Below are 21,782 nucleotides of genomic sequence, written 5' to 3' on the forward strand. Positions count from 1 at the left end.
AATGAGACGGTGTTTGCCTGGTAACAACCATCGTATCAATCCCTGGATCAGCCCCCTCCCTTTCTCTTCAAGCACTTACCCGCGTCTTCTCCTCCATGTAGGCTTAAGTAAGTGCCATTCGTTCTAGCGCGCATCGCAATACGTCAAGCTTTCAGTCGAGTCATTCACCCATTGGATAAAAGCGCTTGAATGCGTGCGCGAAATCACATGTCGCGCGGGCCTGATTTCTGCGTCGCGTTTTTACGCCAGCTTTCAACACGAAACGGCTGAGGGCGTCTCTCGCGTCGACGAATCAATTAACGAATTTTTCCTGATGTTGATCCTCATATTGTTCGGTTCACATAACGGGCAGATTCCGCGGGATCACGCTCGCGCGTTGGCACGATTCCGATTGGACAGACAACGGGGTAGTGGCGCTATGCTAGCGGTTTCGTCTACTAGAGGAGCGACCGATGACCCAAGACGCAGGTTCGATGATCACGTTCAACCGTCCCGACGGCAAGCAGCTACAGGGCTATCTCGCGAAGCCTGAAAAAACCGCGGGCGCGCCCGCGGTCGTCGTGATCCAGGAATGGTGGGGCTTGAACGACCAGATTCGCGGCGTCGCCGATCGCCTCGCCAAAGCCGGCTACTTCGCGCTGGTGCCCGATCTGTATCGCGGCAAGTCGACGGTCGAAGAGGATGAGGCGCACCACTTGATGAGCGGCCTCGATTTCGGCGATGCCGCAACGCAGGACGTGCGCGGCGCGGTCCAGTATCTGCAGCAGCACGCGGCGAAGGTTGGCTTGACCGGCTATTGCATGGGCGGCGCGCTGACGTTCCTCGCGCTGTGCAACGTGCCTGAAGTGGCGGCCGGAGTCGTCTGGTATGGCTTCCCGCCGCTCGACTATATCGACGCGTCGAAGATCAAGGTTCCGGTGATGGGCCACTGGGGTCTGCAGGACGAGTTCTTCGCCGCCGACACCGTCGACGCGCTCGAAAAGAAACTCACCGACGCGAAAGTCGACGTCGAGTTTCATCGCTATCTGGCGCGTCACGCGTTCGCGAACGAAACGGCGGTCGGGTCGGGCCGCATCGCGAGGACGCAATACGACCCGGTCTGGGCGCAACAGGCATGGGATCGTACGTTGACGTTCTTTGGCCGCACGCTGTGGAAATGAGTTGGTGAATGGCGGAAGCGGACGGTTCGTCCGCTTCGTGAGAGTGCCCGCGGTCGTGGCGCTTTCTTGATACGGCCGTCCGATCTGTCGCACGTTGCCCACGATGGACGCGCCCGCGGCTCAGGAAGCGCTCCACATCTGCGCGCTGTTGATGGCGGCGGCGTTCGGCAAGGAAACAGGCTTGACCGGCAGTGCGCGGGCGGTGGCACGCACCGCGATGTCCACGGCAGCGCGCCGCTATATCGACGCAAATCCCGGCCAACCTGATCTGACGGTCGACAGCGTGCTGGCCATGTCGCAGCTGTCGCGGCCCACGCTGTATCGATTGTTCGAGCCGGAGGGTGGGCTTCATGCGTATATCCGCAATCAATTCATGGAGATGACAACGTGGTGAAGATCGATCCTGACCGGCTGATGGCCGACCTCAAACGGCTGCGCGGTTTCGGCGCGACCGGTCCCGGCGTGGTCCGGCTCGCGCTGTCGCCGGTCGATCTGGCGGCACGCGAATGGCTGGTCGGCCGGATGACGGAGGCGGGGCTCGACGCGCGCATCGACGGCGTCGGCACCGTGTTCGGACGCTCGCGCAATAGCGGTCCCGCGCTCGTGATCGGCTCGCATACCGACACGCAGCCGACCGGCGGCTGGCTCGATGGCGCAATGGGCGTGATGTACGGGCTCGAAATCGCCCGCGCGCTAGCGGAGCATGACGCGACGCGGCACCTCGCCGTCGACGTCGCGTCGTGGATCGACGAGGAGGGCACGTTCTCGGGCCTGCTCGGCAGCCGCAGCTTCGTCGGCGAGGCGGTCGACGACTCGATTCGCGGCGCGACGAATCGGCAGGGCGAACGCCTCGCCGACGTACTCGAGGCCGCTGGACTGGCGGGCCGACCGCGTGCGCGTTTCGAGGCAGGGCGCCAGGTCGCGTATCTGGAGCCGCATATCGAGCAGGGCGGACGTCTCGAAGCGATCGGCAAAGCGATCGGCGTCGTCACGACGATCGTCGGGCTACGCGAATCGCGACTGCGCTTCACGGGTCAGCGTAACCACGCGGGCACGACGCCAATGGCGATCCGCCGCGACGCGGGCGCGGCGCTCGTCGCGTTCATCGCGCGGATGAACGACGCGTTCGGGCAGCTGGCGGACGCGGATACCGTCTGGACCGTGGGCCGCATCGATCTCGATCCGGGCTCGATGAGCGTCGTGCCCGGCGCGGCCGACATGTACCTGCAATTCCGCGATGCGAACCCGGCACGGCTTCAGGCCATGGAACGCGCGCTCGCGGAACTGGTGCGCGATTTCAACGCGCACGACGCGGTGAGCGTCGAATTGCAGACGCTCGACGAGCCGATCGAACCCGTCAGCATGGACGCCACGCTCGCGGAGCACATCGCGCGAGCCGCCGAAGCACTCGCGCCGGGCCAGTGGCTGCGCATGCCGAGCGGCGCCGCGCACGACGCGCAGGTGATCGCGCGTTGCATGCCGGCGTGCATGATGTTCGTGCCGAGCATCGGCGGCGTGAGTCACGACTTTATCGAGGACACGGCCGAGGCACATATCGTGCTCGGCTGCCAGGTCGCGGCGACGGCCGCGGCTTCGATACTGCTGCAGCTATCCGCCAGGCATTCCTGAGGGCCGCGCTACTTCCACTTGTCGCCGAGCGCGTCGAGCCCGGCTTTCATCAGATCCTCGGGCAGCATCGCGATGCGCAGCTCGCAGTCGGCGTCGAGCGTCAGGAACCACGGTTCGGCAAGCGCGGGGATCGCCGATGCATCGGCGACCTCGACGACCGCCACCGCGCCGCGTTTGCCCTGCTGCTCGGTGAAGTAGATGGCTTCTGGTTTCATGTCATCGAGGATCTTTCTCATCAGGTCGCCGATTCGGCCTTCGCGCACGAGTGTGCTGAACGGTTCGTTCGGTATTTGTATGTTGAGAAGCATGCGCATGTCATCCTCCTGTTCGATGCCCCAAAGGGCATCTTAAGGATAGGTGTTGCATGCGCGGGCGATGGTGCTGATCGCGGACGAAGCATCGGCGATTACGGCCGGTGGGTGGCGCATCGTGCCGGGTGTGCGCTGCTTTAGCTACCGAACAGCGAACCCTGCGTTCCCCGGCTCGGCTGACGATGCGCCGGTTTCGCGGGCGCATCGTCCTTGACCGCTTGCGCCGCTCCCCGCTCAGGCGCCTGCCTTTGCGCGTGGTCCGCCGCTGCTTCGAGCGAGGTCTGCCCCGCCTCCAGCGAAAGCAGCAGCATCTTGTTGGCGAGGCCGCCGGCGAATCCCGTCAGCTCGCCCGACGCGCCGATCACGCGATGACACGGCGCGACGATCGAGATCGGATTCCGGCCGTTTGCCGCGCCCACCGCGCGCACCGCGTTGACGTTGCCGATCTGCTGCGCGATCTCCGAGTAGCTGCGCGTCTGGCCGAACGGAATGGTCAGCAGCGCGCGCCAGACCTGCTTCTGGAACTCGGTGCCGTGAAACTCGAGCGGCAGATCGAAGGCCTGGCGCGTGCCCGCGAAGTACTCGTGCAATTGCCGCGCGGTCTCCACGAGCACCGCTAGCTCGTTCGCTTCGCTCATCTCGCCGAGTCGCACGCGGTCAGGCTTGTCGTGCTCCCACAAAATCGCGGCGAGGCATTCGCCTTTCGCCACCAGCTTCAACTGACCGACCGGCGAATCGATCAACTTGTATGCATACGTCACTTTCTCAGGCTCCTGACAGGGTGGCGGCGCAAGGACTTGCGAGGCGGCGTTTCGACGACCGGACGCGCAAAACTGCATGAAGGCTGCGCCGTTATCCGATAGTGTGTCGCTTGCGTGGCCCGAACGCGCTCCAGATATTGCTGTCTCATTCGCATTCGACATGGCCGCGACGGCCGTGACCCCCGCGACGCTCGCATCACTGTACCGCAGAGAACCCCAGATGACCTTCGACTCAGTAAAATCGACAGCTTCGGTACGACGCGCTGCGGGCGCTACCCGATCTTCTTTCCCACGACTGTGACCACGACTTTAGAACAACTGCGGGCCGGGCGACTGGCGGGTGCGCGCGAACTCAAACTCGCGTGCGGCCTGAGCGAATTTCCGCGCGAGATTTTCGATCTCGCCGATACGCTCGAAGTGCTCGACCTGTCGAACAACGCATTGACGACGCTGCCGGACGATCTGCCGCGTCTGCGCAAACTGCGCATCCTGTTCGCGTCCAACAACCCGTTCACCGAATTGCCCGGCGTGCTCGGCGAATGCGCGCAACTGACCATGATCGGCTTCAAGTCGAATCGCATCCGCGAGGTGCCGGCGCGCGCGCTGCCGCCGCTGCTGCGTTGGCTGATTCTGACCGACAACGACATCGAACGCTTGCCCGCGGAGCTTGGCCGCTGCACGCAACTGCAGAAGCTGATGCTTGCCGGCAACCGGCTGCGCGCGCTGCCCGAGGAGTTGGCCGCATGCACGCGGCTCGAATTGCTGCGGCTCGCGGCGAATCGTTTCGATGCATTGCCGCGTTGGTTGCTGCGTCTGCCGCGGCTCGCGTGGCTCGCGTATGCGGGCAATCCGTTCAACGCGGCGCTCGAACAGGCGGCGCTCATCGACACACCGATCAGCGGCATTCGTTGGGATGCGTTGCAGCTCGAACGGCCGTTGGGCGAGGGCGCATCGGGCGTCATCTATCGCGCGGCGCTGCACGCGAACAACGAGCCCGCGCCGCGTGCGGTCGCCGTCAAGCTGTTCAAGGGTGCGGTGACGAGCGACGGTTTGCCCGACTGCGAGATGGCTGCTTGCATTCGCGGCGGCGAACATGCGAACCTGATCCCCGTGCTCGGCAAGGTGATCGGGCATCCGTCGGATACGCATGGCCTCGTGATGGGATTGATCGATACGCGCTTCGCCAATCTCGCCGGCCCGCCGAGCCTCGCATCGTGTACGCGCGACATCTATCGCGACGACGCGCGCTTCGACCTTGCGACGGTGCTCGGTATCGCGAGCGGCATCGCCAAGGTCGCGAGTCATCTGCATCGGGGCGGCGTGATGCACGGCGATCTGTACGCGCACAATATCCTGCACGGCGGCGCGGGGCGCGCGCTGCTCGGCGATTTCGGGGCGGCGTCGTTTTTTGACGCCGGCGATCGCGAGCTCGCTATCGCGTTGCAGCGGCTCGAAGTGAGGGCATACGGCTGTCTGCTCGAAGAACTGCTCGAGCGTAGCGACGTCTCCGGTGGACTCGACGCGCAACTCGCCGCCTTGAAGACGCGTTGTCTGAGCGAAGATATCGACAGCCGGCCGCTCTTCGACGAAATTGCCGCCAGCGTCGCGTCGTTCGATCGGCACCTCCGCAACCGGCACCTCCGCGAAGGAGTCAAGCCATGACGCAGAACATGCGCCGCCGCGTGCTGCTCGCGGGCGCGCTGGCCGCAACCGGTCTCACTGGCATCGCGCTGTTCGCGGACGATGCCGGCGCCGAAGTGCTGCCCCGCACGAAGCCGAAGATCGCGCTCGTACTCAAATCGATGTCCGACCCGTTCACGGTCGCGATGGTCGACGCTGCGCGCAATTACCATGACCACTTCTCGTCGCAATTCAGCCTGACGATTCGGGGCACGGCCAAACAGACCGACACCGCCGCGCAGATCCGCATGGTCGACGAGGCGATCAGGGCGAAGGTGAACGCGATCGTGATCGCGCCGACCGACTCGAAGGCGCTGATCCCGGTGATCGCGCGCGCGATCAAGGCCGGCATCATCACGATCACGATCGACAACCCGCTCGACGATGCGGCGCAAGCGGCCGCCGGCATCTCGGTGCCGTTCGTCGGGCCGAACAATCGCAACGGCGCGAAGCAGGTCGGCCAATATCTGGCCACGCGGCTGAAGCCCGGCGATCAGGTTGGCATCATCGAAGGCATTTCGGTGAGCAGCAATGCGCAGCAGCGCACGGCCGGCAGCCGCGATGCGATGGATGCCGCGAACGTGCAGGTCGTCGCGGTCGAGTCGGGTGACTGGGAGTACGGCAAGGCCCGCGACGTGGCCGCGAAAATGCTGGCCGAGCACCCGCAGTTGCGCGCGCTGTTATGCGGCAACGACAACATGGCGATGGGCGCGGTCGACGCGATTCGCGACGCGGGTCGCGGCGGCGGCGTCTATGTCACCGGCTACGACGCGATCGATGCGATCAAGCCGCTACTCGCCGACGGCCGCGTGCTCGCGACGATGAACCAGTTCGCCGGCCGCCAGACCGTGTTCGGCATCGACTTCGCGTTGAAGGCGGTGACCGAGCGGCGCAAGCAGCGCGAGTTGTCGAAGGTGATCGAGACGCCGCTGCAACTGGTGACGGGCTCGAAGCGTTGAGGCGGCGCGCGACGCGGCAGCGATTTTTTCCGTGGCATGATGATGTCCGGTGTATTGGTATTCAACCACAACGAACTGCTGGGCCTGCCATGTCCTTCCATACCTGGTTGCTTTTCGCCGGTGCCTATCTGCTCACCACCATTTCGCCGGGACCGAACGTTCTGCTCGTGATCCGCAATTCGGTCCGCTATGGAAACCGCGGCGCGGCGGCGAGCGTCGCCGGTAATCTGCTCGCGCAAGGAGTCGTCGTCGCGCTCGTGGCGCTAGGTGTCGGCGCGGTATTGACGATGCTGCCGCCGCTCTTCGTCGCGATGAAAGTGCTCGGCGCGGGTTATTTGATGTATCTCGGCATCAGGCAACTGCGCGGCGGCAACAAAGAGGCATCGCGGGCCGCGCAGCCGGCGGGCGTCGCATCGTCCGCTTATACGTTCGAGCGCAAGAAGGTATTCCGCGAAGCCTTGCTCGTGTCGGGCAGCAATCCGAAGACGATGATCTTTCTATCGGCGTTCATGCCGCAATTCATCGACCACGAGCGCGGCCTGTCGGAGCAGTTCATCGTGATGTATCTGACGATCGCGGTCACCGTCGCGCTCGTGCACACCATTTATTCGCTCGGCGTGCGCGGTATCCATACGCGCGTCGGAGCCAGCCGTTGGGTCGCGGCCATCAAACGCGGCAGCGGGCTAGTCTTCGTCGCGCTCGGCATCAAGCTGCTGACCGCGCAACGCGGCTAGTCCGTCATGATGCCGGCAAGAAAATGAGCCGAATGCAAAGCATCGTCGATGTGAACGTGCTGTTCCTGAATGGGCAGGGCGAGTGCCTTTTCATCCAGCGCGCGAATACCGGTTTCAGGGACGGCCAGTACGCGTTGATTGCCGGCCATCTCGAACCGGGCGAATCGATCGAGGCATGCGCGATTCGAGAATCGAAAGAAGAAGCCGGTGTGACGATCGCGCCCGGCGCGCTCGAATTCAAACTCGTGATGCGGCGCGACTCGGACACGAACCGCATCAGCTTCTTTCTCGTGTGCCGTTCATGGCAGGGCGAACTGGCGAACATGGAGCCGCACAAGTGCTCTGGCTTCGTATGGGCGAAGCCGGACCATCCACCGGCACCGGTCGTCGACTACGTGGCGGCCGCTCTCGCGCATATCCGCGACGGTGTGATGCTGGCCGATTTCAAGCCGTGATTCGCAGAGTTGCTGCTTATCTCGTCACTTTTGCTGACGATTTCCTGAACGAATCAAACCCTCCCGCTGAATCGAGCGACGAAACGACCGCCAATTGACGCGGCTCCAATCGCGACGTTCGACGCGAAGGGCGACCTTCAGCACGGCGTGATCTCGCTGTACGACTACAAGGACGGCAAAAAGACGCTGCTGGACGTCGTCAAGATGTAACAGCGAACGGTACGCCGCAAAAGCACAAAGGGCCGATCAAGCATTGCTTCATCGGCCCTTTGTTTTGACGGTAGCGAGATCGTTCGACTCAGGTCATTGTGGTTACGGCACGAGCCACAACGCCACCGCGTAAATCACCAGCGACACCGCGAACGTCACCGCCGTATAGCCCATGACGCGCTGAATCCGGATACCCGCGATCGCGACGATCGGCACGGCCCAGAACGGCTGCAACATGTTCGATACATTCTCGGCCATCGCGACGCCCATTGCGGTGCGCGGCACCGACGCATGCAGGCTGAGCGCCGCGGGCAGCACGAACGGACCCTGCACCGCCCAGTGGCCACCAGCGCTCGGCACCAGCAGCGTGATGATCAGCGAGCTCAGATAGCTCCACAGCGGCAGCGTGACCGGTGACGCGATCGTCACGAACGCTTTCGCGATCATCGACGCGAGACCCGTGCCCTTCATGATGCCCATGATCCCGCCGTACATCGGATATTGCAGCAGCATCGAGCCGGTCTGACGCGCGGCGCGGCGAATCGAATTCGCGTACGCGATCGGCGTGCGTTGCAGCGCGAGACCGATCATCAGGAAGATCAGGATCGTGTTGTTGATGTCGAGATCGAATCCTTCCTTGTGCCACGTCAGCGCCAGATAGCCGATGCCGAGCGCGAGCATCAGCAGTGTGCCGAGCATCGACTGTTCGAGGCGCGCCGCGAGCGATGTCTCGCTGCTCGCGCGGGCATGCGGGTCGTCGCTCGGCGCGTCGGCGGCTGCTTCGCCGCTCTGACGAAACGCGACGACGTTCTCCGCCTTCGGATGCATCTTGATGAAGATCGCGGTCATCACGACGACGACCAGCACGGTCGGAATGAACACGAACGGCGCGAAGATGGTTTCGCTGAGCGGCACCACGTGGCCGGTCGCTTTCTCGACGAGATTCAGCGCATTGCCGTGCGATGCCTGCGATAGCGCGATCGAACTTGACAGCCCGCTGTTGCAGATCGACCAGGCCGAATAGCTGCCCGCGACGAGCCATGCGAAGTCGACGTCGACGCGCCGCGCGATTTCCCGCGACAGCAACGCGCCGACGATGAGCCCGAGCCCCCAATTGAGCCACGCGGCAACCGCGACGACCGGAAACACGAGCAGCGCGGCACGCGTCGGCGAGTTCGCATGCGACGCGAGCGCGCGCAGACCGCGTTGCACGATCGGCGCTTCCGCGATCGCGTAGCCGGTCGCAAGGATCAGGATCATCTGCAGCGCGAAGCCCAGAATGCCGAACGTGCCGGTGTACCAGGAATCGAGCAGCGTCGGCAGTGTGCCGTTCGGTGCGATCAGCATTGCCAGCACGGCGACGAAGAACGTCAGGCAGATCGACAGGACGAACGGGTCGGGCATGACCTGCTCGAAAACATAAACCAGCCCTTCGACGATGCCGCGCGAAGCGGCCGGTCGGCCGGCGGCGTGAGGGGGAGTGTCTCGCTTCATGTGTGTGACTCTGTGTAGTGCCCGGCCCTGTGCTGGGCGGAGGGGCGGGTACGGCGCGCCGGCGCGGGTGCTGGCGCGTATTGGCGGCAAACTTGCCTTACCTGATCTTGATCACAGCGGACAGATTGGCGCGAATCCAGGAGGGTGGGCCCAGGCTTGGGCGCGCCTGGCCTCGAACCCGGTGTTGCGCTCGAAAAGACCTCTGTTTCCGTTTCAATGTTCTTACGGTGAACACGGTTTCGTTAAACGAACGCTGCATTATTCGCGGTGGGAGCGGGCAATGTCAAGAAAGGTGAAATCGGCCGAGCGGTCGCGGCATCGTTTAATACTTTCCTCGACCTAATTACGCAGAAAAAATATATTGGACGTCTTAGTGGCGTTCTTGCACTATTCGTTCCCAGCGCAAAGTCCGCGCTGCGATCCCCACGCCCGCGCGGGCGCTCATCAAAACCGATAACAGCAATACCTGAGGATACAGATGCCTAACTATCGCTCACGCACTTCGACTCATGGCCGCAACATGGCCGGCGCCCGCGCGCTGTGGCGCGCCACCGGCATGAAGGACGACGATTTCGGCAAGCCGATCATCGCGGTCGTGAATTCGTTCACGCAGTTCGTGCCGGGCCACGTGCATCTGCGCGAGCTGGGCGCGCTGGTCGCGAAGCAGATCGAAGCGGCCGGCGGCGTGGCGAAGGAATTCAACACGATCGCCGTCGACGACGGCATCGCGATGGGCCACGGCGGCATGCTGTATTCGCTGCCGTCGCGCGAACTGATCGCGGACTCGGTCGAGTACATGGTCAACGCGCACTGCGCGGACGCGATGGTCTGCATCTCGAACTGCGACAAGATCACCCCGGGCATGCTGATGGCCGCGATGCGCCTGAACATTCCGGTCGTGTTCGTGTCGGGCGGTCCGATGGAAGCGGGCAAGATCAAGTCGCCGACCGACGGCCAGGTGATCGCGAAGATCGACCTGATCGACGCGATGATCAAGGCCGCCGATCCGAAGATCAGCGACGCCGAAGTCGCCGAAGTCGAGCGCAGCGCGTGCCCGACCTGCGGTTCGTGCTCGGGCATGTTCACCGCGAACTCGATGAACTGCCTGACCGAGGCGATCGGCCTCGCGTTGCCGGGCAACGGCACCATCGTCGCGACGCACGCATGGCGCAAGGGCCTGTTCGAGCAGGCGGGCAGCTTGGTCGTCGATCTGTGCCGCCGCTACTATCAGGAAGAGGACGCCTCGGTCCTGCCCCGCAGCATCGCCACCAAGCAGGCGTTCGAAAACGCGATGACGCTCGACGTCGCGATGGGCGGCTCGACCAACACCGTGCTGCACCTGCTGGCCGCCGCGCAGGAAGCGGGCGTCGATTTCACGATGTCGGACATCGACCGTATCTCGCGCAAGGTGCCGTGCCTGTGCAAGGCCGCACCCATGACCGACAAGTACCACATCGAGGACGTGCATCGCGCGGGCGGCATCGTCGGTATTCTCGGTGAACTCGCGCGCGCGGAGCTGCTCGATCTGTCGTGCGGCAACGTGCATAGCGGCACCCTCGGCAACGCGATCGCGAAGTGGGACATCGCCGGCGACGCGGGCGAGGAAGCGCAGAAATTCTTCCGCGCGGCGCCGGGCGGCATTCCGACCACGGTCGCCTTCAGCCAGGAAGCGACCTACGCGACGCTCGACACGGACCGCAAGAGCGGCTGTATCCGCAGCAAGGACAACGCGTACTCGAAGGACGGCGGCCTCGCGGTGCTGTACGGCAATCTCGCGGAGAAGGGCTGTATCGTGAAGACCGCGGGTGTCGACGAATCGCAGTGGCTGTTCTCGGGTCGCGCGCGCGTGTTCGAAAGCCAGGACGACGCGGTCGACGCGATTCTCGGTGACAAGGTCGTGCCGGGCGACGTCGTGGTGATCCGCTATGAAGGTCCGAAGGGCGGTCCGGGCATGCAGGAAATGCTGTACCCGACTTCGTATCTGAAGTCGAAGGGTCTCGGCAAGAGCTGTGCGCTGTTTACCGATGGCCGTTTCTCGGGCGGCTCGTCGGGGCTCGTGATCGGCCATGCGTCGCCGGAAGCGGCGGAAGGCGGCACGATCGGTCTGGTCGAAGACGGCGACGTGATCGAGATCGACATTCCGCAGCGCAAGATGCGTCTCGCGGTGTCGAATGAAGAGCTCGCACGCCGTCGCGCGGCGATGGAAGCGCGCGGCGACGACGCATGGCAGCCGACCGATCGCGAGCGTGTCGTGTCGCAGGCATTGCAGGCGTACGCGGCGCTCGCGACCTCGGCCGATCGCGGCGCGGTGCGCGATATTTCGCAATTGAAGCGCAAATAAAGCGCACGGGCGCGGACCAGCGCGGCGGCCCTTTTCGCGGTGACGCGACTGGGCCCCAATAGAGACCGGTATGCGGGCGGCTGCATGCCGGTTTTTTTGCAGTGGCAGTGCGAATGGACGATCGCTCAGGCGTCTCCTGCGCAGCCCTGCGCGGAGCCTTTCCTAAGCCGAAAAACTGGAAACGATGTCATCGGCACGCTGCGACGACCCCGCCAGCATCACGCAGTTTCTGCCGTTGGCTTTCGCGGCATAGAGCGCTGTATCGGCTCTCGCCATCGCCGAGGCAACGGTATCGCCGTCACCGAAAGGCTCCTGGCGCAACGCCAGGTCGCGCCAGTTACATCCGCTGCCTCCGCACGAAGCGCATCTCGTACCGGAAGAATTTTTCGCGCCAGATCAAATTTCAACGATTTTCGCCCGACGGTTTCCTTTCGAATCGCTGGACAGACTCATCTGGCGTCGACGTAACGGGGCGGTTGCCACGCATAGCCGGATTTCGGCCTCATGCAACCTTCGCGTTACGGCCTGCTTGCGTCTATGCTTGACTCACTTGTTTGGCTGCCAACAACGCCGACGAGGTCTTCTGCAGTCTTCAATAATCGCCCGCTCACCAAGGGCAAACCCAACAGGAGAAAACCAGATGTCACGATCCATCACGCGGCGCGCTTTCATGGTGTTCTGTGGTTTGGCCTTCGCGGGTACGCTGACCTTGGCGCAAGCGGCGCCCGTCTCGTTCGAGGTGCCTTTGACGGGCGCCCAACAGGTTCCGCCGGTGCAGACGCCTGGCAGCGGCACCGCCAAGCTCACGTACGACCCCAGCACGCGGGTCGTCACCTGGAACATCAGCTTTAGCGGATTGACGAGTCCGACCACGATGGCGCATTTCCACGGGCCCGCCCCGGCAGGTAAAAACGCAGGCATAAAAGTCTGGTTGTCGCAGAAGGGCAACATGGAGGTGACGAGCCCGATCACCGGTCAGGCCACGCTATCTACGGACGACGCCAAGATGTTCGAAGCCGGTGACATGTACATCAACGTTCACACGAAGAACAATCCGAATGGCGAAATTCGCGGCCAGGTGAAGCCGCCGAAGGGCAACTGAAGCAGGCACGGTAGCCGCGCCCGGAGAGCGGGTTTGCGGCAGGCTCACAGATAAGCCGCGAGCAGCATCACCACGGCAACGCCGACGCCGAATGGCAGCAGCGCCAGCAGCGCTGGCGCCTGCCGCGGCGCGTCCACGGACGAGGGCAGCCGTTTGTAGCCGGTCAGCATCGGCCGCAGCAGATTGTGTCCCTTCGCTACCGCGTAGAGGGCGATCACGAGCACGTGCAGTACCACCGCGGCGAGCAGCACGTACCAGACAAGTCCGTGCAGCGCCGAGATTGCGTTGGCGAGCCACACGGGCACCAGTTCGCTAAACGGCCCTTCGTCGGCGATGTCGTTGTTGACGTAGAGCCCGCTCAGCGTCTCGGTCAGCAGCAAGACGAGCAGAAATAGAACCATCCAGCCGCCGGCCGCATTGTGGCCTACCTGCACATCGGGCTCGCGATGAAACAGGCGGCGCAAATGACGAAGCGCAGCCGCGGGTGATGCCACGAAACTGCGAAAGCGGGCGGTCTCACTGCCAAAGCAGCCCCACAGCAGCCGGAAAATAACAAGGGCGAGCAGCGTCTCGCCGACGCGCACGTGCCAGTCGATCCAGTTCAGCTTCAACGTGACATACGCGGCCGTGACCAGCACGACCACCAGCCAGTGAAACAACCGCACCGGCGCGTCCCAGACAAGGACAGGGCGGGTTACGGGCTGGGTCGGCCGCGTGTCGGGTTCGTGAGCATCCATGTGTCGTACCTGCGTGCGCAATCGCGCTCGGACGAAAATCCGCGTGGCTCCTCGGCCACGCGGAAAATCGACGGAGCCGTGCTGGCAAATGAATTCAGTGTTTCGAGCGGGACCGGAAACTTCCCCACACTCTATCCGGCGGGAGCTTAAGTCCGATTGCCACTCGAAGAGCAGCTGGCGGCGGCGAGCGCGGTCATTGGCGTCTGTTCAAGCCGATTGCCGCCCAGCGACTTGGCTCGATACAACGCCTGGTCGGCGGCTGAGAGCAGGTCGGTGAGGGAAGCCGTTTCGCGACTTGACTCGGAGAGTCCAATGCTGACGGTGGCGCGAATCCGGTCGCCGTCGGCGCCATGGGACATTGCGGCGAACCGGCTGAGAACGTTCTCGCCTAGCTTTTTTTGCGCGGTCGCTGTCGTAGCCCGGCAGAAGGGCGGCAAATTCTTCGCCGCCGATGCGTGCAAGAATCGCATCCGTACCCGTCACGGCTCGAACGGTTTCCGCGAATGACCTCAAAACCTCGTCGCCGGTCTTGTGCCCAAAGTGGTCGTTGATTCTCTTGAAGTGATCGAGGTCGAACGCAAGAAGTGTGACGGGTAGTCGATTTATGCCGCGGTCGCTGATAACCCGCTCCCCCTCTTCGAAAAACAGCTTTCGATTTCCGAGGCGAGTCAGGTAATCCGTGCGGGACTCCTGCAAAAGCTCACCATGAATTTCTTCCCGGGTCAGCCGGAGCAACTATCAGCCGATCGGCATCGCGCGGGTCAATACAGGCATGATCGGGAACGATGTGTACTGGGACACCGACACCACGACCGCCACAGCCGGCGTCGTCTACGGCACGCCGATTCCCGCGGCGAACGGGCTGACCACCGCGCAGATGAGCACACCGGCATCATTCGTGGGTGATGACTTCGGTCCGACGGGGGTATGGGCGATGCCTGCCGGCGCGACGCATCCGGTGCTGCGCTGGCAGCTGGCGCAATGACGCGTGACTAATCAAGCGGAAGTTGGAAAAAAATTCTAGCTTCCGCTGATTAGTTACCCCCTGACAAATGAAGCAAAAGGCGGTCAAATTATCGCGGCCAGCGCACGGGCTGGCCAGTTGGGTCAGGCCCGCCCGCTCAACCCTCGCATCCGCCGGGCGAAATGGGCGCGCTCCGCATCGTCCATCAGCATGAGGAACTGATCCGCTTCCATATGAATCAGTTCTTCGTGATCGCCCGCCTCGAAGTAGACGTCGGGCTGGCCTGCCAGGCTGGATTCCAGGTAGGTTTTCATGCCATACGCCATACAAATTGGCGGCAGCGCACCCACATCGCAGTCCTTGAATAATTCGCGCAGTTCGACTTCCGTGGCCAGGGCGAGCCGGCGCCCTGTCTTGCTCCAGAGTTCGGAGAGCTGCACGGCGTAAGTTGACGGCAGCACGGCGGCCACGTAGCCGTGTTCGTCTTCGAGGAGCACGGTCTTGGCGAGGCGGTCGCCCGGAATGTGCGCCGCAGCAGCCGTTTCGATACTCGAGTGGCTGTATGGGTGACGCACGACTTCGTAGCGGGAACCCTTGCTGCGCAGGCAGTCCTGCAAGGTTGGCGACATCGACATGGCACACCTCCTGTCGAATACCTGAAAAGGAATGAACAATTGCGATCTTTTCAGAATAGTTCACGCACCGGCAATACGCACGCCAACTGAACGATTCCATCGAGCGATCGCGTCCACCGGTTGAATCCGCCGTTCCTCAGCTGACGTTGGTCGGCCGGTCCGGCGAACGACACCTTTGGTCCGTGCGAGGCATGGCGCCGCCGCGGACCGAAAAAATTCGCAAGCTGTCGATCGTTAAGGAACTGCGTTCTACCGTTCTCGCAGGTGCAGCCGATTTACAGGTAGCCTGCATTCGTCGACTTGACAACGCCCATCGTGAACCTCGAACGCAGCCATACCTTCTCCTTTAGCCCCGACGGCGAACATTTCCTGCTCGACGGCCTGCCGTTCCAGATTCGCAGCGGCGAGATGCATCCAGCCCGCATCCCGCGCGAGTACTGGCGACACCGGATCCGCATGGCAAGGGCGATGGGGATGAACTGCATCGCGTTGTACATCATGTGGAATTACCACGAGACGCATAGAGGGGTGTTCGACTTCCGCAGCGGGAATCGCGATATCGAGGCCTTCATCCGCCTGTGCCAAGCCGAGCAGATGTGGGTGCTGTTGCGCCCCGGGCCTTACGTGTGCGCAGAGTGGGATCTGGGCGGCCTCCCTTCCTGGCTGTTGCGAGATCCGGACATCCAGTTGCGGACCGACTCGGCCACCGATCCTCGCTACATGGCGGCGGTGGCTCGCTATATCGACGAACTGGTTCCGCGTATCAAGCCATTGATGAGCGAGCACGGCGGACCGATCCTGATGATCCAGATCGAGAACGAATTCGGTTCGTATGCGAGCAATCCGGCTTACCTCGAAGAGCTCAGGCAGCTTTGGCTAGCAGGAGGCATAACCGGGCCGTTCTACACCGAAGACGGTCTGCCGCAACTCGAACGCAATCGCACCACGGTAACGGGCGGCGCGATCGCGCTGAGCAACGGCGACGCAGCGCAGATCGCAACCGTGCGCCGCGAATTCCCCTCGGTGCCCGCGATGGCAGGCGAGGTGTACCCAGGGTGGCTCACGCATTGGGGCGAAGCGGGGTTCGCGGGCGTGGACTACGACCTCTCCAGTACCTTGGCCACGTTCATGCAGGCGCGGCTGTCGTTCAACCTGTATGTCATTCACGGCGGCACGAGCTTTGGCTTTTTTGCCGGCGCGAACGTGGACGCTTCAGGCAACTATCAGCCCGACATCACGAGCTACGACTACTGCGCGCCGATCAGCGAGCAAGGCATGGCGACGCCGAAGTACATCAAGTATCGAGACCTGATCGCCGGCTATCTGCCCGAACCTTTGCCAGCCATACCCGAGGTCATCGCCACGCTTGACTGCGCAGGAGCTAAGGCCTTGATGCCAACGCTCTACGCCTCGATCTGGGACAACCTGCCCGCGGCACTGCCACGCGAGCATGGCGTCGAGCCGCAGTCGTTTGAACGCTACGGTCAGGCGTTTGGCTTCGTGCTGTATCGCAAGTCTTTGCCGGAGCACGCGCGCGGTGTGCTGGATATCAGCGCCGTTCACGACTACGCAACGGTTTTCCTTGGTGAACGGTACGCGGGCGGCGTATCGAGAGCGCAACTGCCGCAGGAGTACGCGCAGTCGCTCCACATGATGCATCGCGCGCCGCTTGCCCTGCCTTCGGCGCGGCACAACCACGGGTCGAACCCGGACGGCCAGGTAGCGCTGGAGATACTCGTCGAGGCCATGGGGCGCGTCAACTTCGGACCCGCGATCGTTGACCGTAAAGGTCTGCTCGAGCCGGTCACGATGAAACACGTCGACGGCTCGCTCGCGTTGCTCGAGGAATGGGACATCTACCTGCTGCCGATGGATGAAACGTTTATCGCCAACCTCAACGAAGACTGCACGAACCCACGGAAACCCGGTCTCTTTTATAAGGCGAGCGTGCTGCTGACTGAAGTCGGCGACACCTGGCTCGACATGAGCAACTGGACCAAGGGTATCGTCTGGGTCAATGGCCACAATCTCGGACGCTACTGGAACATCGGCCCGCAAAGGCGCCTGTATTGTCCCGCGCCGTGGCTCGTGCAAGGTAACAACGAGGTGCTGGTCTTCGACCTCCATCAGATCGAGGCAAAGCCGATTCAACTGGCCGACAGGTTGTACTAGGGCCTGTTCACGCTAATAACGGGCTTGCGCTGGCCGCCAGAAGGGCCGAGCGCAAGGATTGCGACGCAACGAATACTCGACGTATTCGCAAGGAGCATGACGCGGCGATCGGCCCTTCTGGCGGCCAGCCCCTGGAAGGTTTTTTTAATACAGGGGAACGTGCCTTTCCGCCCGTATTGCGGCGTCGGTCGTCGCTTGTTTGGCTCGGCCAAACGGCGCTCCTCTCTCCTTGCACTACGCGCGGAAAGGCACGTTCGCAAGCCCGTTATTAGCGTGAACAGGCCCTAGCGCCTACGCCTCGTCCCCCCTTCACCGCTTCGCGGCGGCAACCGGCAGCAGTTCGAGCGTGAGCACTTCGAACGGCGCCAGTTGCACTGCTTGCGACAGATCAGCGTCCAGTTGAGCAGGAATACCGGAATCCCCCGCACGCCCAAGGCTGCGCGATTCGAATCGTGCCGCCGCGTGATCCGGCAGTTCCAGTTGGCGCCGCAGGTCGAGTGTGAAGCGTTGCGTGCGACTGTGAGGATTGCGCAGCGTCACGATCGCCTTGTGCGGCGCCCATGCTGCCCAACCGTAGGCCGCCTGTTCGTCCGACGCTCCGCCGATCCAATGACTGTCGCGAAGAATGTCGCCGTTTTCGCGCGCCCATTGGGCGGCGCGCGCAAGCACATCCCAGTCGTGCTCGCCCAGCAGCGCCGGCGTAATGTAGAGCTCCTGCAATTGCGTGCCGGTCCCGAAGAACGACCACACTTCGTTGGAGAATGCGTCGCCCGCCGACGCATTGAGGCGTGGATTGCACTGCGCGTAGAGGATGCCGTGCAGCATCAGCGAATTGAGCGGAAAGAGCGGACTGCGCTCCACGACGTTGTGATACGTCTGCATGTCGCGGTATGTGATCCAGCGCTCGCGGTTGGTGCCGCTGCCCGCCAGGCCATCGTCGCTGCCGCCGCGCCAGATGGAGTCGACGTGGCGCAGCCAGAACGGCGACGGATGCGTACCTGTGGTGAGATTAATGAAAATTTCGGGCTTGGCCGCGCGGATGTCCTCGATCAGTTGAATCGCCGCGTCCCAATCGCTGTCGAACAGGCTGCCGGGGAACACCCTGTCGACATTGCCTGTGCCGTCGAACTTGAAATGGTTGACGCCGCCCTTGTCGAGCAAGTCCATCACGACTTCATGAAAGCGCCGGTAATACGTCGGCCCCGATAATGCGAGACCGTTGTCGATGACCTCATAACCAGCGGCACGTCCTCGCGTCACGCGTTCCTGTTTCGGCATACCGTAGCCGCCCCACGGGGAAAGCCATATGCCGGGAGCGGCGCCGAATCGCGCGGCAGCGTCGCGCAGCGGAACGAAGCCATGTGGAAATGCCTTGCTGAAATGCCAGCCGCCGCCAAGGTCGTCCCAGCCATCGTCGAACAGAAGCGAATCGATCTGCACCCCGCGCGCTGTGTGCAACTCGTGGCCGATTGTTGCGATGCGCTCGAGCGCCTGCTCCTGCGTGTACGGCGTGAGGTAGCCGATGTCGCCCCAACTGTTGTAGTGCAGAAACGGGCGATACGGGCGAGCCCGTTCCCGCTCCAGATAGATGCCGAAGTCGCGCCGAACCTGGCCGTCGCTGGCTACACCTGCCACAGCGGAGTAGACCAGCGTCCTGTTTTTCTCCAGCGGCAACGCGCGATGCAGCATGAAGCTGAGGCTGTCGCCCTTCACCTGACTTGTCGCCAGCGGGTGCTCGAAGCCCAGATAGAAGTTGCCCGCAATGACCGGCGTGCCCTTGCGCTCACTACTGGCCCTGGCGCCTGGAGCGCGCGTCTTCAGCAATGAGACGGCAGCGATCGCTTCGTCGTGAAGAAGCGCCGTAATCGCCAGCTGGACGCGCAGATATCGTGACCCTTCGCGCTGCTCCACGCTCCATTGCACCTTTAGGCGTCCATGTGTGTCTACCAGGGAGACGCTCGCGCGTCGCCCTGCGATTCGTTCGCCCAAGCGGGACGCATGCGGGTTGGGTTCGAGCGCAGCGTCGCTCACGGGCGCAACGACCCTCAGCTCGGCCAGGCCGATGGTGGTTCCGTCAGCGAGCGTGAGCGTGAGCGGCGCGACGATGCGTAACGTGCGTTTGCGCTCGCAATCGATCAGTGAGAAACCGGCGAGACGTTTGTCCTCGTTCGTCCAGCGCAATGCAATCGCGTCGTTGCCGAACGAGGAGATATGGCCCGTCGTCTGGAGCACGGGCATGCCAGTTTGCGTGGACAAAGCATGGTTGGCGCGCATGGAGAAACCTGTCTCGGGCCAGAGGAAGAGATTTTCGCCACCCCCGCGAATGGCGTCAGATAACGAACTGCGCCGTGGTGGAAGGCGCGAACAGTTCGTCGATAGTCATTATCCGTTCGGAAAGCCCCTGCGTATGGTGGTAGCGCAAGAACGCGTTGAGCACCGCTTCGTTGCCGGGCACACCGTAGCGCTCGCCCGAGGCGGCTCCGGAGCGGCGACTCTCAAATCCGCCAACGCGTACTTACGACCCGGTCCCGCCATTCGAATTCCATTTCTTCAACGGCGGCTTGTTGGTGAATTACGGTCATTCAGTTGTACATGTCGTGCGGGCCGTGACCGACCGTCGCTACGTTCATATTTCCGGCTTCGTTAGATGTTTTCGCAAATGACATTCGTTGATCACGCCTTCATCGTCAGAAATCTAAATGCTTCCCACAATGGCCGATGATGATCTTTCGTTCGCTGGCAACCCACTCAAAATGCACGCGCAAGGTTTCCGCCAAGCTATCTTTCACGCCGTGCTTCAAATGCTTTTCCATGACAAAGTCACGGTCCCGGTATGAGAACGTGCGTCTCTTCTTCCCTTCGTTACTCAGCGCGCTTGCTTCGTTCGCTGCATAGGAGTTTTGCCCAAAGACGGATTTCGCTTGCTGATCCCCTTTGCCGTCCACAAGCGCTTGCCAATAATCGGAGGCCAGCTTAAACATCAGATCGATGGCCTTGGCTCCCAAACGAGAACCACCCCGATCAGAATCTTTGGCGGAAGTAATTGCCGTGTCTAAAACGACTATTCTTTCCGGATACAATGAGGCGATCAGTTCTAGGGACTGTTGAATGCTAGGGTTGGCTTTGAGTACCGCAGCGACTGATTCGCGCAACGGTGTCAACGCTTGAACAACCTCATCAGCTTGCGTATCTTCGGAAAAATGTCGCCCGGCTAAGGCGTGCTTGAGCCCTGCAATATCTGCTTCGAGTCTTTGTGTATCGAGGACCTTTGATTCGTACTCACCTCTCACGAGCGCAAGCTCGTCGTCCTTGGATCGTAGCTCCTGATCCGCAGCTTCCAGCAATTCGGTATATTCGGTTAGTTCGTCGGAATGGTTGCTGCTATTTGCGCGTTCGATAGCTCTTGCCAGTTGCTTTCGTAAGACCGCTTGGCTGACGGTCTCTGGCGCAATGTGTCGCCAAGAATAAGGCAAATTGGTACGGTGGGTAACCACAGCCAAAACTTCAGACTCGATTGAGTTACCCGTATTCTGAATTGCAATGATTTCGTCTGGTCGAAGCAAAACGGTGTCGCAAAACAATCCGCGGGTGCCCTGCCGCACAGGAAAAACGATATTGATTGCGCCACCGAAGGAAATATAACGCCTTCCCACTGTCTCTTCGATTGCGAACGTATCGACGGATGCAGGCACGTCAACGACATCGGCCAACCCAACGAGGATTGACCGTAAGCGATCTGGAACAACCGGATAGCTGCCGTCCCTTGCGCAGCTCGTCAGTACAAGCGGGTGTTCGCGGCCCTGGCGTTCTACCTCCCGCAGAAATGCAGGTGCACTTTCTTCGTCAAGCCGTTTTACGCTAAGCCCAGGCGTTTGCCCTACGGGGTGGCATGCAGCAATCAACTGCTGAACCAGTTTTGGCCGCGTCACCTGAATAAGATCAGTGACACGTGCGCTGACTTCATCAGTCTTGAGCAAAAGGGTGCACAAAACAGGTTTACCTACCTCATCCTGTCGCAGCCCAATTTCGGTGATCCACTTTCGCCCCGAAACCTTATCGTCGCGGTGACTAAATCGGGCGCAAAAAAAATACGGGTAGTCCATCTGACTGTCGGACAGCGTGGCGCGAGAACTCAAGATGCTGCCGTCCCTTAAACGCAACTCACGAATACCCTCGGCTAATCTGTTTCCGTCGACGTAGCTCCCTGCGCGTTTGCCTACCCACTTTGCCACCAGCTGAATAATCCGTGTTGGATTGTCGTCAGGTTCAAAGACGAAACTATTAGCGTATACAAGCATGGTGACTAATACCCATAGCGTTATACATAAGTCCTTAGCCGAGCCCGTCGCGGAGCGCGCGTAGCGTGTCAGCGGCAGCGAGTACCTGATCGAGCCCTCGCCAGATGGTCTTGGCACCCGGTTCACCGTCGCTCTTTCGG

General features: G+C 62.1%; 18 protein-coding genes and 2 pseudogenes. 11 read left to right on the top strand and 9 right to left on the bottom strand.

Features of this window, described 5'->3' with window-relative positions; translation table 11 throughout:
- Window positions 1-452: 452 nt before the first annotated feature.
- From F6X37_RS33145 to F6X37_RS33155, 3 genes are all read left to right on the top strand, one after another.
- Window positions 453-1,160 carry a dienelactone hydrolase family protein gene (locus F6X37_RS33145; RefSeq protein WP_187614205.1) on the top strand — a complete coding sequence of 236 codons (708 nt, stop codon included), beginning with the start codon at window positions 453-455 and terminating at the stop codon, window positions 1,158-1,160.
- A 103-nt stretch (window positions 1,161-1,263) separates the two neighbouring features.
- Window positions 1,264-1,554 (top strand): hypothetical protein, encoded by a 291-nt coding sequence (locus tag F6X37_RS33150; protein WP_262420118.1) that lies wholly within the window; start codon window positions 1,264-1,266, stop codon window positions 1,552-1,554.
- Window positions 1,548-2,789 (top strand): Zn-dependent hydrolase, encoded by a 1,242-nt coding sequence (locus tag F6X37_RS33155; RefSeq protein WP_187614206.1) that lies wholly within the window; start codon window positions 1,548-1,550, stop codon window positions 2,787-2,789. Before F6X37_RS33150 ends, F6X37_RS33155 begins: the two co-directional genes overlap by 7 nt.
- 8 nt (window positions 2,790-2,797) lie before the next feature.
- On the opposite strand, the gene F6X37_RS33160 is transcribed toward F6X37_RS33155, so the two are convergent.
- Window positions 2,798-3,103, bottom strand: coding sequence for a panthothenate synthetase (locus F6X37_RS33160; protein ID WP_187614207.1), 306 nt, complete (start codon window positions 3,101-3,103; stop codon window positions 2,798-2,800).
- 134 nt (window positions 3,104-3,237) lie between these two features.
- Entirely contained in the window at window positions 3,238-3,861 is a 624-nt protein-coding gene (locus F6X37_RS33165; RefSeq protein ID WP_184061654.1) for a methylated-DNA--[protein]-cysteine S-methyltransferase, read from the bottom strand.
- A gap of 297 nt (window positions 3,862-4,158) precedes the next feature.
- On the opposite strand from F6X37_RS33165, the gene F6X37_RS33170 reads away from it, so the two are divergent.
- The 4 genes from F6X37_RS33170 to F6X37_RS33185 all read left to right on the top strand — a co-directional run bounded on the left by F6X37_RS33170 (window position 4,159) and on the right by F6X37_RS33185 (window position 7,689).
- On the top strand, window positions 4,159-5,523 hold the full coding sequence (locus F6X37_RS33170; RefSeq protein ID WP_187614208.1) for a leucine-rich repeat-containing protein kinase family protein: 1,365 nt from the start codon (window positions 4,159-4,161) through the stop codon (window positions 5,521-5,523).
- Window positions 5,520-6,500 (top strand): substrate-binding domain-containing protein, encoded by a 981-nt coding sequence (locus F6X37_RS33175; protein ID WP_187614209.1) that lies wholly within the window; start codon window positions 5,520-5,522, stop codon window positions 6,498-6,500. Before F6X37_RS33170 ends, F6X37_RS33175 begins: the two co-directional genes overlap by 4 nt.
- Before the next feature lie 89 nt (window positions 6,501-6,589).
- Window positions 6,590-7,234: a LysE family translocator gene (locus F6X37_RS33180; RefSeq protein ID WP_187614210.1), complete on the top strand. Its 645-nt coding sequence runs from the start codon at window positions 6,590-6,592 to the stop codon at window positions 7,232-7,234.
- Between the two features lie 23 nt (window positions 7,235-7,257).
- On the top strand, window positions 7,258-7,689 hold the full coding sequence (locus F6X37_RS33185) for an NUDIX hydrolase (RefSeq protein WP_090807459.1): 432 nt from the start codon (window positions 7,258-7,260) through the stop codon (window positions 7,687-7,689).
- Window positions 7,690-8,001: 312 nt separating this feature from the next.
- On the opposite strand, the gene F6X37_RS33190 is transcribed toward F6X37_RS33185, so the two are convergent.
- Window positions 8,002-9,393: a short-chain fatty acid transporter gene (locus F6X37_RS33190; protein ID WP_090807457.1), complete on the bottom strand. Its 1,392-nt coding sequence runs from the start codon at window positions 9,391-9,393 to the stop codon at window positions 8,002-8,004.
- A gap of 478 nt (window positions 9,394-9,871) precedes the next feature.
- On the opposite strand from F6X37_RS33190, the gene ilvD reads away from it, so the two are divergent.
- Window positions 9,872-11,734 carry a dihydroxy-acid dehydratase gene (gene ilvD / locus F6X37_RS33195; RefSeq protein WP_187614211.1) on the top strand — a complete coding sequence of 621 codons (1,863 nt, stop codon included), beginning with the start codon at window positions 9,872-9,874 and terminating at the stop codon, window positions 11,732-11,734.
- 640 nt (window positions 11,735-12,374) lie between these two features.
- On the top strand, window positions 12,375-12,836 hold the full coding sequence (locus F6X37_RS33200; RefSeq protein WP_187614212.1) for a CHRD domain-containing protein: 462 nt from the start codon (window positions 12,375-12,377) through the stop codon (window positions 12,834-12,836).
- A 44-nt stretch (window positions 12,837-12,880) separates the two neighbouring features.
- Here the strand turns inward: F6X37_RS33200 and F6X37_RS33205 are convergent, their stop codons facing one another.
- Together F6X37_RS33205 and F6X37_RS33210 are read right to left on the bottom strand one after the other, a co-directional pair.
- Window positions 12,881-13,573, bottom strand: a complete 693-nt coding sequence (locus tag F6X37_RS33205; RefSeq protein ID WP_187614213.1) for a cytochrome b/b6 domain-containing protein — start codon at window positions 13,571-13,573, stop codon at window positions 12,881-12,883.
- Between the two features lie 146 nt (window positions 13,574-13,719).
- Window positions 13,720-14,308: pseudogene (locus F6X37_RS33210) on the bottom strand (GGDEF domain-containing protein); the annotation flags it as partial.
- 10 nt (window positions 14,309-14,318) lie between these two features.
- Here F6X37_RS33210 and F6X37_RS33215 point away from each other — a divergent pair.
- A pseudogene (locus tag F6X37_RS33215) lies at window positions 14,319-14,558 on the top strand (filamentous hemagglutinin); the annotation flags it as partial.
- 122 nt (window positions 14,559-14,680) lie between these two features.
- Here the strand turns inward: F6X37_RS33215 and F6X37_RS33220 are convergent.
- Window positions 14,681-15,172 carry an aminoacyl-tRNA deacylase gene (locus F6X37_RS33220; RefSeq protein ID WP_090807449.1) on the bottom strand — a complete coding sequence of 164 codons (492 nt, stop codon included), beginning with the start codon at window positions 15,170-15,172 and terminating at the stop codon, window positions 14,681-14,683.
- Window positions 15,173-15,472: 300 nt separating this feature from the next.
- On the opposite strand from F6X37_RS33220, the gene F6X37_RS33225 reads away from it, so the two are divergent.
- Complete coding sequence (locus tag F6X37_RS33225) at window positions 15,473-17,344, top strand: beta-galactosidase (RefSeq protein WP_187614214.1); 1,872 nt, start codon at window positions 15,473-15,475, stop codon at window positions 17,342-17,344.
- A gap of 309 nt (window positions 17,345-17,653) precedes the next feature.
- Here F6X37_RS33225 and F6X37_RS33230 read toward each other — a convergent pair whose 3' ends face one another.
- The 3 genes from F6X37_RS33230 to F6X37_RS33240 form a co-directional block, all read right to left on the bottom strand.
- A complete protein-coding gene (locus F6X37_RS33230; RefSeq protein WP_187614215.1) occupies window positions 17,654-19,618 on the bottom strand; it encodes an enterotoxin in 1,965 nt (654 codons plus the stop codon).
- A 55-nt stretch (window positions 19,619-19,673) separates the two neighbouring features.
- On the bottom strand, window positions 19,674-19,799 hold the full coding sequence (locus F6X37_RS33235) for a hypothetical protein (protein ID WP_260321215.1): 126 nt from the start codon (window positions 19,797-19,799) through the stop codon (window positions 19,674-19,676).
- 232 nt (window positions 19,800-20,031) lie between these two features.
- On the bottom strand, window positions 20,032-21,782 hold a 1,751-nt coding region (locus F6X37_RS33240; protein WP_262420120.1), incomplete at its 5' end, for a hypothetical protein.

This window comes from Paraburkholderia sp. 31.1 (assembly GCF_014397645.1).
Taxonomy (GTDB): domain Bacteria; phylum Pseudomonadota; class Gammaproteobacteria; order Burkholderiales; family Burkholderiaceae; genus Paraburkholderia; species Paraburkholderia tuberum.